The sequence below is a fragment of the Candidatus Omnitrophota bacterium genome (assembly GCA_016209275.1).
Taxonomy (GTDB): Bacteria; Omnitrophota; Gorgyraeia; order Aquiviventales; family Aquiviventaceae; genus JACQWM01.
In genome coordinates, this window is the sequence record JACQWM010000043.1 from 47,740 (window position 1) to 59,139 (window position 11,400).

At 61.8% G+C, this 11,400-nt stretch carries 11 protein-coding genes; all 11 read right to left on the reverse strand.

Annotation, left to right across the window (positions count from 1 at the left end; genetic code table 11):
- Nucleotides 1-423, reverse strand: a complete 423-nt coding sequence (gene ruvX / locus HY737_06285; GenBank protein ID MBI4597989.1) for a Holliday junction resolvase RuvX — start codon at nucleotides 421-423, stop codon at nucleotides 1-3.
- Entirely contained in the window at nucleotides 423-1,508 is a 1,086-nt protein-coding gene (locus tag HY737_06290) for a mannose-1-phosphate guanylyltransferase (protein MBI4597990.1), read from the reverse strand. Before HY737_06290 ends, ruvX begins: the two co-directional genes overlap by 1 nt.
- The gene (locus HY737_06295; GenBank protein ID MBI4597991.1) at nucleotides 1,508-2,320 is read right to left on the reverse strand and encodes a tryptophan synthase subunit alpha; all 813 of its coding nucleotides are present in this window, start codon (nucleotides 2,318-2,320) and stop codon (nucleotides 1,508-1,510) included. The genes HY737_06290 and HY737_06295 overlap by 1 nt, the downstream gene beginning before the upstream one ends.
- Nucleotides 2,295-3,506, reverse strand: coding sequence for a tryptophan synthase subunit beta (gene trpB, locus HY737_06300; GenBank protein MBI4597992.1), 1,212 nt, complete (start codon nucleotides 3,504-3,506; stop codon nucleotides 2,295-2,297). Before trpB ends, HY737_06295 begins: the two co-directional genes overlap by 26 nt.
- Before the next feature lie 82 nt (nucleotides 3,507-3,588).
- The gene (locus HY737_06305; protein ID MBI4597993.1) at nucleotides 3,589-4,584 is read right to left on the reverse strand and encodes an ornithine cyclodeaminase family protein; all 996 of its coding nucleotides are present in this window, start codon (nucleotides 4,582-4,584) and stop codon (nucleotides 3,589-3,591) included.
- Nucleotides 4,581-5,675 (reverse strand): redox-regulated ATPase YchF, encoded by a 1,095-nt coding sequence (gene ychF / locus HY737_06310; GenBank protein MBI4597994.1) that lies wholly within the window; start codon nucleotides 5,673-5,675, stop codon nucleotides 4,581-4,583. The genes HY737_06305 and ychF overlap by 4 nt, the downstream gene beginning before the upstream one ends.
- 22 nt (nucleotides 5,676-5,697) lie before the next feature.
- A complete protein-coding gene (locus HY737_06315; protein MBI4597995.1) occupies nucleotides 5,698-6,429 on the reverse strand; it encodes a hypothetical protein in 732 nt (243 codons plus the stop codon).
- Nucleotides 6,429-6,854, reverse strand: a complete 426-nt coding sequence (locus HY737_06320) for an exosortase system-associated protein, TIGR04073 family (GenBank protein MBI4597996.1) — start codon at nucleotides 6,852-6,854, stop codon at nucleotides 6,429-6,431. The genes HY737_06315 and HY737_06320 overlap by 1 nt, the downstream gene beginning before the upstream one ends.
- Nucleotides 6,855-6,858: 4 nt before the next feature.
- Entirely contained in the window at nucleotides 6,859-7,563 is a 705-nt protein-coding gene (gene radC / locus HY737_06325) for a DNA repair protein RadC (GenBank protein MBI4597997.1), read from the reverse strand.
- 16 nt (nucleotides 7,564-7,579) lie between these two features.
- A complete protein-coding gene (nadC, locus tag HY737_06330; GenBank protein MBI4597998.1) occupies nucleotides 7,580-8,488 on the reverse strand; it encodes a carboxylating nicotinate-nucleotide diphosphorylase in 909 nt (302 codons plus the stop codon).
- A gap of 95 nt (nucleotides 8,489-8,583) precedes the next feature.
- Nucleotides 8,584-11,400 (reverse strand): valine--tRNA ligase (locus tag HY737_06335; protein MBI4597999.1); only part of this gene is annotated, 2,817 nt, incomplete at its 5' end.

The following is an 11,400-nucleotide window of genomic DNA, read 5'->3' on the forward strand; positions in this document are numbered from 1 at the left end:
TTACGCCTGCTCATCGCGTTGGGTATCCAGATAATGCTGCAAGATCAACTGGGCAGCGACCCGGTCAATGACCTCTTTGCGCTTCTGGCGCGGCACATCCATGGCGATCAGGGTGCGTTCCCCCTGCACCGTCGTCAGGCGCTCATCGGCTGTCTGAATCGGGATGGTGACGCGCCGGCGCAAGGCCTCGACAAAGACGGTGACTTTTTTGGCTTGCGGTCCCTCAGCGCCTCGCAGGGTCAGCGGCAAGCCGACGACGATGCCTTCAACGTGATGCGAATCCACCAAGGCGAGAATCGCCGCCGCATCCTTGGCGAGGGTGCGACGCTCAATCACGGTGACAGGTTGGGCGGTCAGCCCAAGCGCGTCGCTCATGGCCACGCCGATCCGACGGTCGCCCACATCAAGCCCCAGCATCCGCATTATCGGTATGAGGCCAGGCGCGGATCGGCGGAGATTTTCTTGACGACTTCGCGCACCGCTTGGGCGCGCGTCGGGTGGCAAATGAGCGTGGCCGTCGGCGTGCGGACGATGACCAAGTCATGCACGCCCAGCGTGGCCACGAGGTGGTCGTCCTGCTGGCTGATCACCGTGATGTTGTTGCTGTCGACGGAGACGTGGTGCGACGAGCCATACCCGAGCTTCATCCACGTATCCCAGCTGCCCACATCCGCCCAGGAGAAATGGCCCTCGACGACCACGCCGCCCTGGAGATGATCCATCACGCCATAATCAAAGGAAATCGGGATCAGCTTCCGGTAGGCGCGACGGAGTGTTGCATCATTCCATCGGCGCACGCGGGCCGCCACCGGTACGAGCTGCCGCGCATGCTCCGGCAGCCATTCGGTCATCTGCGTGAGGAAGTTTTCCGCGCTGCCCACGAAGATCCCGCTATTCCAGTAGGTCCGAGGTTTTGCGATCAGGCGACGCGCACGCGCGCGTGTGGGTTTTTCAATGAATCGGTCGATGTGAAACACGGCCGGATGATGAAACCCTTCCACGGGAGTCCCCGCGCAGAGATAGCCAAAGCCGGTGTGCGGTTGGGTGGCCGGAATGCCGACCAGGGCGATCGTGTCTTGGCTGATGGCCGCGCGGATCGCGGCCCGCACCGCGGTTTTGAACGCGACATCGCGGTCCACCCATTGGTCCGCGGGTACCGCGACCATGATGCCGTTGGGATCGCGCCGCGCCACCGCCACCGCGGCCAGCATCATGCAGGCGGCCGTGTTCTTGATCGCCGGCTCAACGAGGACGCGGCGTCGCAGGGCCTGAGGCACATCCGCGCGAACGGCCGCCGCCTGCTCCGGGGTGGTGATTATCAGCCACTGCGCTTTCGGCCAGGCGGGCCGCAGGCGATCGATCGTGGCTTGCAGCAGCGAGCACTTTCCCTCAGGACACAGGCAGACCTTCGGGCGCGCCGCGCGGACCAGCGGCCAGAGGCGCTCGCCGCGCCCGCCGGCCATAATCACAAATGTGACGGAAATCCCCCCGGGCATCTGCCTGGGCATCAGAGGGCCTTCCGCAGCCGCGCGACGCACTGTGCGGCGTTGCTGATCTTGCGGGACGTCGTGGTTCCCTGCGCCATGGCGCGGATGACCGCGCTGCCGACGATGACGCCATCGGCGACGCGGGCGATCATCGCGGCCTGCGCCGGTGTTGAAATGCCGAAGCCCACACAGACCGGTTGTGTCGTCAGCAGCTTCAGTTGCCGCACCCCGTCGACCAGATGCGGCGGGAGCGCTCTTCGGATGCCGGTCGTGCCGGTCACGGACACGTAATACACGAACCCTGAGGAGGCGCGCGCAATCATCCGCAGGCGCGCCGCCGGGCTCGTCGGCGCGGCGAGCAGGATCATCGCGACCTGCTCGCGGCCGGCGATCCGGCGAAAGGCGAAGCTTTCCTCCACCGGCAGATCCGGGACGATGACGCCGGAAAGGCCGCTGCGGCGGGCTCCACGCACAAACGCGCGCAAGGCCTCAAGGCCGGGCTGCCCCTCGAATTGCGCAACGGGATTCCAGTACGACAACGCCACCACGGGCACGGTGAGCCGGGGGCGCGCCGCGGCGACCGCAGCCAGCACGCGGGCCGGGGTCGCCCCGGCGGCCAGCGCTCTTGCGGAGGCTGCTTGGATGATGGGGCCGTCGGCCAGCGGATCAGAAAACGGGATGCCTACTTCGATGAGATCAGCGCCGGCGTCTTGGAGTGCCAGCAGCATCGACGGTGTAGAGGCGAGGCTCGGATCCCCTCCCATCACGAAGGGGATGAGCGCCTTGCGGCGCTGATGCCGGAGCCGATCAAACGTGGCGCGGATCTGCTGCATGAAGATGGCGGGCGAGCGTTTGGACGTCCTTATCGCCGCGGCCCGAGAGTCCGACAATGATCGGAGCGCCTCGCCTCAGGCGCCATGCTGCCTGGGCAAGATAGCCGATGGCATGGGCCGGCTCGAGCGCTGGCAGAATGCCTTCGGTGCGCGCCAGCAACTGCGCGCCCTGCAGTGCGCGCCGGTCGCTGACCGCGACATACCGAGCTCGCTTCACAAGTTGATAGTACGCATGCTCAGGGCCGACGCCTGGATAATCAAGGCCGGCGGAAATGGATTCGGTCGGCAGCACTTGGCCGAAACGATCTTGCAAGAGCAGGCTGTTGGCGCCATGCAGCACACCGGGGCGTCCTTTCATCAACGTGGCGGCATGGTGGCCTGGGGTCAGCGAGCTGCCGCCGGCTTCAACACCAATCATCTCCACGCGCCGATCATGCCGGAATGGATGAAACAGGCCGATGGCGTTTGAGCCGCCGCCCACACAGGCCAGGAGCAGATCCGGCAACCGTCCGGTCTTCTGAAGGATTTGTCGTCGGGCTTCCTGGCCAATGACCGATTGAAAATCGCGCACCAGCATCGGGTACGGATGCGGGCCGACGACTGAGCCGATGCAATAATGCGAGGTGCGCACCGTCGTCACCCAATTGCGGATCGCTTCACTGGTGGCATCTTTGAGCGTTTTCGTCCCACCGGTGACTGGGGTGACGGTGGCTCCAAGCAGCCGCATGCGCACGACGTTCAAGGCCTGCCGCTGCATATCCTCTTCGCCCATGAAGACTTCACAGGTTAAGCCAAAGAGGGCCGCGACCGTCGCTGTGGCCACGCCATGCTGCCCGGCTCCGGTTTCAGCAATCAGGCGCTGCTTGCCCATCCGAACGGCCAGGAGTCCCTGTCCGAGCGTATTGTTGATCTTGTGCGCGCCGGTGTGCAGCAGGTCTTCGCGTTTGAGGTAGATGTTGACCCCCAGCCGATGGCTGAGGCGCTTGGCGAAATACAACGGTGTGGGGCGCCCGGCATAATCGCGCAAAAGGGAGCGCAGCGCTCGCCGGAAGGTGGGGTCGCGGCGGGCGGCCGCGTACTCGCGCTCAAGCTCGGTCAAGGCGGCCATGACGGTTTCCGGCACAAACTTGCCGCCAAATGGACCGAAGTGGCCGCTGCGATCAGGGAGTGTTTGTCGTCGGATCATGTGGAAACTCTTATCTTAACGAATACCCACGAGAGTGTCAAACACCCCGCTCGCTGGGCTGCTGGGGGGGACGAGAGAGGAGTTATGAGAATAACGCAAGACGGCGGCCGAGATGGTGGTGGCGGGCACGGCGGACGATTTCGTGGCCGACGGCGACATCGAGGATTGCCAGGCCGGTGGAGTCGAAGACGGTGAGATCGCGAGGGCTTCGGCGGCCGCGTGCACGGCCGATGAGGATATCTCCAAGGGTGGCGTGGATGCGCTTCAGTGAGAACTGCTTTTTTGCAACGGGAACATTGATTTCGCCGGCATGGACAGCTTGGATGCGGTCATCGACGACCACGAGTGCATCTCGCAAGATACGAGGATCTAGCTCTTGCTTGCCTGGGGCGTCGGCGCCAATCGCCCCAATATGCGTGCCTGGCGAGAGCCACTCGCGCTTCACCAACGGTTTGCGCGATGGCGTGAGCGTCATCAGGATATCGACGTTGCGCGAGCACGACTCGATGGTTGGGCAGCTTTCCCAGCGAATTCGTTTGGGCAAAAGGTGTCGTGTTCGACGGATAAACCGCTGCGCTTCCCCGCGCGCATAGCCCCACACCTTGATGTGCGTCAGCGGAAACAGAGCGGCATGGGCGAGCAGTTGCGCATCAGCCTGGGCTCCGCAGCCGATCAGGCCGATGATCCGGCTCTTGGGCCGAGCCAGCGCTTGCGCGGCGACCGCAGCCGCAGCCGCGGTGCGCAGTTTCGTGATGAAGAGCCCATCCATGATGGCCAGCGGCACACCGGTCGTTGGATCATTGATGACGATAACGGCCATGACCGAGGGTAAGCCTTTTTTGGGATTGTTCGGATGGACGTTGACCCATTTGACCCCGCAGGCGGCCGGCCGCTGGATGAACGCCGGCATGGCGCGGAAGTCATTGCCTCCCGTCAGCGGCAGATACAGCTTGGGCGGCATCACCGTTTGCCCTCGCGCACTCGCCTTAAACGCCTCGCGCACGACCCGGATCGTTGTCGTGATATCGATGAGACGTTCAATATCGCGTTGCGTCAGAATCCACGTGTCTCTAGTCATGGGCCAATTTTGAAGTGGATGACGTCGCCATCGTGGACGACGTAGTCTTTGCCTTCAACACGAAGGAGGCCTTGCGTCCGGGCGGCGGATTCGCTGCCGCACTTGAGCAGCGTCTCAGTCGAGACGACCTCAGCGCGGATGAACTTTTGCTCAAAGTCCGTGTGGATCACGCCGGCCGCCTGCGGGGCTTTGGTACCCCGCCGCACCGTCCAGGCCTGCAAGATGCTCGAGGCCGTCGTGAAAAAGGTGATCAGGCGCAGCAGGGCGTAGCCTCGCGCGATCACTTGCGGCAGGGCGGAGTCCTTGAGGCCTAATTCGCGCATCATCTCTTGGCGATCGGCGGCCTCAAGTTCGGTCAGCTCGGCTTCCAATTTGGCGCAGAAGATCACGAGTTCAGCTTGCTCTCGTATGACGAGGGCTCGCAGCGGTTCAAGCGGCTGTGCGCCGTCAGCTAACGCCGCCTCACCGACATTCGCCGCGTACAAGACTGGTTTCGCGGTGAGCAAGTCGATGCCGAAGGCCTTGGGATGATGCTCGGGGACAAGCTCCATCTGCCGGATGGGAGTCCCCGCGGAGAGTGCGGCGTCCCAGCGTTCCAGTTGCTGCAGCAGGTGCATCGCCTTTTTATCGCCGCCCTTCGCCAGCTTGTGCTCTTTCTCTTTCCGGCGCTTGAGCATGTCCAAGTCTTTGAGCATGAGCTCCGTGTTGATGATCTCGATGTCTCGCAGCGGATCGACGGTCCCCATGGGATGGGCGACGTTCTCATCCTCGAAGCAGCGCACCACATGCAGAATCGCGTCAACGCCAAAAATGTTACTGAGGAATTGGTTGCCCAGTCCTTCGCCCTGATGCGCCCCCTTGACCAGTCCGGCGATGTCGACGAATTCGATGCTCGTGGGAATGACCTTTCCTGGAGAGAGCGTTGCGGCGAGCGTCGTCAGGCGCGCGTCGTCAACGTGCGCGACCCCGATGTTGGGGTCGGTGGTGGTGAAGGGATACGGGGCGACGGCCGCGTGCGCTGCCGTCAGCGCGTTGAACAGGGTGGACTTGCCCGCGTTGGGCAGACCAACAATTCCTAACTTCGTTCCCATGTTTTCCAGGCGATATCAGATATCAATGATGGCGGAACTGCTGCCAGAGGCGGCGGAAGCGGGTTTCATAGATCAAATGGTAGAGAGCGTCTTTCTCCGGCAAGAGCCGCGCGATCATCTCGCGCAGTTTCGCCTGCTGGATCTCGATGTCGATTGGCGAGGCCTCGCCTGAAACGATCATGCCGCAGATCAGATCCGCGTGCCGTTGGATCGCGCGGATCTCGTCATCTTCCGCGCACAGCGCGGTCAGGCGCGCCGCGAGCTCCTCTTCGACCGCGGCACGATTGCTGGCGGAGAGGGGAATGAGCTCGACATCCTTGCGGCGTTTGAGCGCGTCCACGAACGGCACATGCCCCACTCCGGCGGTGGCGACGATGGAGGGGCCCCGGTCGAACGCCTCCTGGACGGCCCGCTCAAAAACCGGCGAGGACAGCTCCATTTTCCCCAGCTCATCGAGAAAGAGAATCGTCGTCTGCTGCATCGCGCGGTGGATCACCGGGACGGCGACCTGCTCGAGCACAGCCAGATTAACTTTGTAGGGCCCCACGTGCACCGGGCTGGCCAATTGCCGGTGGGCCAGCAGCACCTGGCGTCCGTCGAGGGCGCTGAGCCAAAATCCAACCCGCTGCGTATCTTCCCGAGACTCTTCCGTGAGGAATCCGTCGATCGGGAAACGGCGCAGGGTTTGCGTGAGGCGCCGGATCAGCGTCGTTTTGCCAATGCCCGGCCGCCCAATAATCAACACGTGCTTCATTACTCCCAGAGGAGAGGTTTGCGCTTGCCTTCGGTATTGAAGTAGCCGATGGGGGGCAGGATCGGCGCAAAATCTTCCGGATACGGCAGGAGAAACGTCACGGTTTCATAGGCCCCGACTCCGGTGCGCACCACGCCATAGACGGTTCCATAGAGCAGGCCCGTCGCAAGGCTCCCGGCGGTATCCTTGTTGGAATAGCGGCTCTGGATGTTGAGGGGAATTTCCAGCCAGCCGCCGAGGAGATTCGACACGCCGCGGCCGAATTTTTCAAACGCTGGGTGCAACCCGTATTTGCCAAGACTGCGATCGACATAATCCGTATCGGCCAGTGTGCGCTGGCCGCTCTCGGCCCAGGCCAGGGCTGCCACAGAGAGGCCGGCCGCCAAGACCATCGCCAGCGTACCATAGCCGCCAGGCGTTCTCATCAGCTTATGTCCTCCTTCGTGTCGTGGGTGTGATGCGCGCTCGGAGGCTGCTCGTTCCCCCGGTGGCGACAATCACATGATCTAACACTTCAATGCCGAGGAGTACCCCGGCTTCCATGAGCCGCGTGGTCAGTTCCAGATCATGGGCCGAGGGCTCCGGATCGCCGGACGGATGATTATGGGCGACGATGACGGCGGCCGCCGAGGCCGCGATCGCTTCTTTGAACAATTCGCGAGGATGCACAAGCGTTGCGGAGAGGCTGCCGATCGCGATGGGGGCGAGGCGAATCAGCCGATGCCGGCTATCGAGCAGGAGGGCGACGAAATGCTCTTTTTTCTTCTCGAGGAGATGCGGGCGCACGATAGCTGCCGCCGCCTCGGCGCTGTCAATGGCCGGCTGATCATGGGACCCAGCCAAGGCCATTCGGCGGGCCAACTCTGCCGCGGCTTTGAGCTGCACGGCTTTCGCTGGACCAATGCCATACACGCCAGAGAGTTGTTCGACTGAAGCCTCGGCGACCCCTGGCAAGTGTCCAAACGTTGCCAGCAGCCGCTGGGCGGCCACGAGGACGGATTCGCCGGCGACCCCGCGGCCTAAGACGCACGCCAGCAATTCCTGATCGGAGAGGGCTTCCGCCCCCAAACGGGTCAGCCGCTCTCTTGGCCGCTCCGAGAGCGGTAAGTCACGGACCGTAAGACGGTTTAACATCGTATAATCTGTGTCATCATCTTTTCATAATCGGTGTAATCCCACAATAAACGACTTGCAATGAGAGGTCAAGTGATGGTGCGGAGTGGGTGAGGCGGCCGATGGAGATGCGATCCACACCGGTTGCGGCGATGGCGCGGACATTCTGCAGCGTCACACCGCCCGACACTTCAAGTGCGACCCATGACCCATGACCCATGACACACGACGTATTTCGTCGAAGAACCGCAAGGCGAATATGGCTGTTTGACCAATTATCAAGGAGGATGATATCGGGACGCGTTGCGAACGCCGAATCAAATTCCCTCAAATCCACGACTTCAATTTCAATGGGCTGATGTGGGTAACGTTTTTTGACGTTTTGGACAAGCGACTGAAGGTCATGTGTCTTGTGTCGTGTGTCGTGTGTCGCCGTTCTGAGATGATTCGTTTTGATGAGCAGTGCGTCTGCTAACGACGCGCGATGACTCTGCCCTCCCCCCGCGCGCACGGCATGCTTCTCCAGCGCTCGCAGGCCGGGCAGCGTCTTGCGGGTGTCGAGGATCTTGGCTTGGGTGCCGTTCACGCGGTCGACAAAGGCGCGCGTGAGCGTGGCGATGCCGGACAGATGCCCAAGGACATTGAGCGCGGTGCGCTCGGCCGCAAAGATCGATCGGGCCTTGCCCTCGACGGTCAGAATCGTCTGCCCCTTGGCGAGTCGAGCCCCTTCCTTGGCCTGGAGGCGGCAGCGCAGTGTCGGGTCAGCCGCCTGGAAGGTCCAGACGGCGATCGGTCCGCCCGCCAGGATGCCGGAGGCTTTCGCGATGATGCGCGCCCGGATGCGCCGCGAGGCGGGAATCGTAGCACGGGAGGTGATGTCGTGAGCCGCCGCATCTTCCCGCAGCGCAGCTCGAATGAGTGGAAGGACATCTGATCTCGCTATCATATGAAAAGTATCTCTGTTACACGTACCCCCGGCCAGCCCGCTCGCTCAGTGCTCGCTGGGCTGGCCAGGGGCCACTGTACGTATTTTTGAGCATCTCACATGGATTGGACAAGCGAGAGCAACTCCGCTAACTTCTTCCGGGTTTCTTCGGCTTGCGTCAACTTACTTTTGGTTTGCTCCACCACCTCGGCTGGCGCTTTCGAGACGAACTGCGCATCCTTCAGGCGATTACCGGTGTGGGAGATATAGCGCGACAGCTCATCAATTTTCTGTTGCAGTCGTGCTTGTTCCTTCTGCGGATCAATCAGCCCGGCGAGGGGGATGAGCACTTCGATGCCGTCAACGACCGTTGCGGCGGCATGCGAGATGCTTGTGCGGTCGGCGGCCACATGGACCTCGCCGGTGGCCGCGAGCATTTTCAACAGCGCGTCGTGCGACGCAAAAAAGCTCCGCACCGAGGCGTGATGGCTGACCAGGTGCACCGCCGGCCGGCTCTCCGGCGGCAGATTCAGTTCAGCCTTCGTGTTGCGAATCGCCACCGTCACGGCCTGAAACCGTTCAAAGAGTTTCTCCGCCTCAGCATCCATCAGTTTCTTTGTCGCCGTGGGCCACGCCGCCTTCATGATGCTATGTGCTGTGTGCTGTGTGCTGTGTGCCGGCATGAGATGCTGCCACAGCTCCTCCGTGACAAACGGCATCACGGGATGCAACAGTCGCAAACTGGTTTCCAACACGTGGACGAGGATATCTGCGGTCTGTTGTGTATTGTCTGGCGTCTGAAGCTGGACTTTGGCGATTTCCAGATACCAGTCGCAGACGTCGTGCCAGAGAAAGTCATACAGCGCGTTGGCGGCGTCACTGAACACATGCGTATTCAGCGAGCCGGTGACCCGCTGGATGGTGCGCTGCAGTCGCGAGAGGATCCACCGGTTCGGCACCGTCAAATGTCGAATGTCGAATTGCGAATGTCGAATTGGCTGATCATTCGTCATTCGGCATTCGTCATTCGACAATACAAAACGGGTGGCGTTCCACAGCTTATTCGCAAAATTCCGCCCGGCCACGAACCGCTCTTCCGAGAGAAACACATCCTGCCCGATCGCCGTCGCCGTGACGAGCGTGTAGCGCAGCGCATCGGTCCCGTAGGTTTTGATGATATCGATGGGATCGATGATGTTGCCCAGCGACTTCGACATCTTCTTGCCGGTGATGTCGCGCACCGTGCCATGGATGTACACGGTGGTAAACGGCGGGGCCTTCATGCAAAAGTAGCCGGCCATGATCATGCGCGCCACCCAGAAGAAAATGATTTCCTGGGCCGTCACCAGGGTATTGGTGGGATAGAAATAGTCCAGGTCCTTGGTCTTCTGCGGCCAGCCCAGCGTTGAGAACGGCCAGAGCCACGATGAAAACCACGTATCGAGCACGTCCTCATCTTGTCGAAATCCAATGATTGATCCACACTCGGGACATTTCGTAGGAGGAGTTTTGCTGACAATGATGCCAGGCTGTCCATGTTTTGCCTCAGAAGCTTTGTGAGGTCCAATAACGTCAGTGCCTTCTAGATTTTTTGTTTTACTCAGACACGCGTCGCAATACCAGACGGGAATGCGGTGTCCCCACCAAATCTGCCGGCTGATGCACCAATCCTGGATGTTCTCCATCCAGTTCAGGTAGACCTTGGTCCAGCGCTTCGGCGCAAAGGTGATCGTGCCATCCTTCACGGCCTTGATGGCGGGCACTGCCAGCGGCTTCATCTTGACGAACCACTGGGGCGAGAGGCGCGGCTCGATAGCCGTATGGCAGCGGTAGCAATGGCCGACATTGTGCGGATGCTCATCGATCGCCCCAAGAAAACCTTGTTGCTCCAGGTCCACGATGAGTTTGCTGCGGCAGTCATACCGGTCCAGGCCGTCATAGGCAGCGGGCACATGGGTCATGTGCGCGTCATCGGTCATCACGTTGATGAATTCGAGCTTATGCTTCTTGCCCAGTTGAAAGTCCACCGGATCATGCGCCGGGGTGACCTTCACCGCCCCGGTGCCGAACTCACGGTCCACGGCTTCATCCGAGATGATGGGTAGCTTGCGGTTCACGAGCGGGAGAATGGCGTGCTGGCCGATCAGCCTTTTGTACCGCTTATCCTTAGGATGCACGGCAATGGCGGTATCGCCGAGCATGGTTTCAGGACGGGTGGTGGCGACCTCAATAAACTGCGCTGAAGGCTGAAGGTTGAAGGTTGAAGGGTGGCTTTTGCCTTGAGCCTTGCCCGCCCCGGCATGGGTCGGGCCGGGGAGCCTTGAGCCTTGAGCCAAGGGATAGCGGATGTGGTACAGCTTGCCTTGGGTCTGCTGTCGAGGCGCCTCTTCATCCGCCAGGGCGGTCTGGCAGCGCGGGCACCAGTTGATGATGTACTGGCCGCGATAGATCAGCCCTTTCTTGTAGAGCTGGATGAAGACCTCGAGGACTGCGTCGGAGAGCCCCTCATCCATCGTAAACCGCGTGCGGCGCCAATCGCACGAGGAGCCCAGCCGACGCAATTGATACAGGATCGTATTGCCGTATTGCTCCTTCCACTGCCAGACGCGCTTCACGAATTCCTCGCGGCCCAGGTCTTGCCGCGTCTTCCCTTCCTTCGCCAGGGCTCGCTCCACGACGTTTTGCGTGGCAATGCCGGCATGATCCGTGCCCGGCACCCACAGCGCGTTGAGGCCTTTCATACGCTGATAGCGGATGAGGATGTCCTGGATGGTGTTGTTGAGCGCATGGCCCATGTGGAGGATGCCGGTCACGTTCGGGGGCGGGATGACGATCGTGTAGGGGCGGCGGCCGCGACCGGGGCGCGCGGCGAGGAAGCCGCCCTCCTCCCAGGAGCGGTAGCGCCGGGCCTCGACGCGGGAGGCGTCGTAGCG

What these genes read in the sequence shown, in the direction of transcription:
- HY737_06305 (MBI4597993.1), bottom strand. Translation starts at nt 4,584, where the DNA reads ATGACTAGAGACACGTGGATTCTGACGCAACGCGATATTGAACGTCTC.
- HY737_06295 (MBI4597991.1), bottom strand. Translation starts at nt 2,320, where the DNA reads ATGCAGCAGATCCGCGCCACGTTTGATCGGCTCCGGCATCAGCGCCGC.
- trpB (MBI4597992.1), bottom strand. Translation starts at nt 3,506, where the DNA reads ATGATCCGACGACAAACACTCCCTGATCGCAGCGGCCACTTCGGTCCA.
- ruvX (MBI4597989.1), bottom strand. Translation starts at nt 423, where the DNA reads ATGCGGATGCTGGGGCTTGATGTGGGCGACCGTCGGATCGGCGTGGCC.
- HY737_06290 (MBI4597990.1), bottom strand. Translation starts at nt 1,508, where the DNA reads ATGCCCAGGCAGATGCCCGGGGGGATTTCCGTCACATTTGTGATTATG.
- radC (MBI4597997.1), bottom strand. Translation starts at nt 7,563, where the DNA reads ATGTTAAACCGTCTTACGGTCCGTGACTTACCGCTCTCGGAGCGGCCA.
- ychF (MBI4597994.1), bottom strand. Translation starts at nt 5,675, where the DNA reads ATGGGAACGAAGTTAGGAATTGTTGGTCTGCCCAACGCGGGCAAGTCC.
- HY737_06320 (MBI4597996.1), bottom strand. Translation starts at nt 6,854, where the DNA reads ATGAGAACGCCTGGCGGCTATGGTACGCTGGCGATGGTCTTGGCGGCC.
- nadC (MBI4597998.1), bottom strand. Translation starts at nt 8,488, where the DNA reads ATGATAGCGAGATCAGATGTCCTTCCACTCATTCGAGCTGCGCTGCGG.
- HY737_06315 (MBI4597995.1), bottom strand. Translation starts at nt 6,429, where the DNA reads ATGAAGCACGTGTTGATTATTGGGCGGCCGGGCATTGGCAAAACGACG.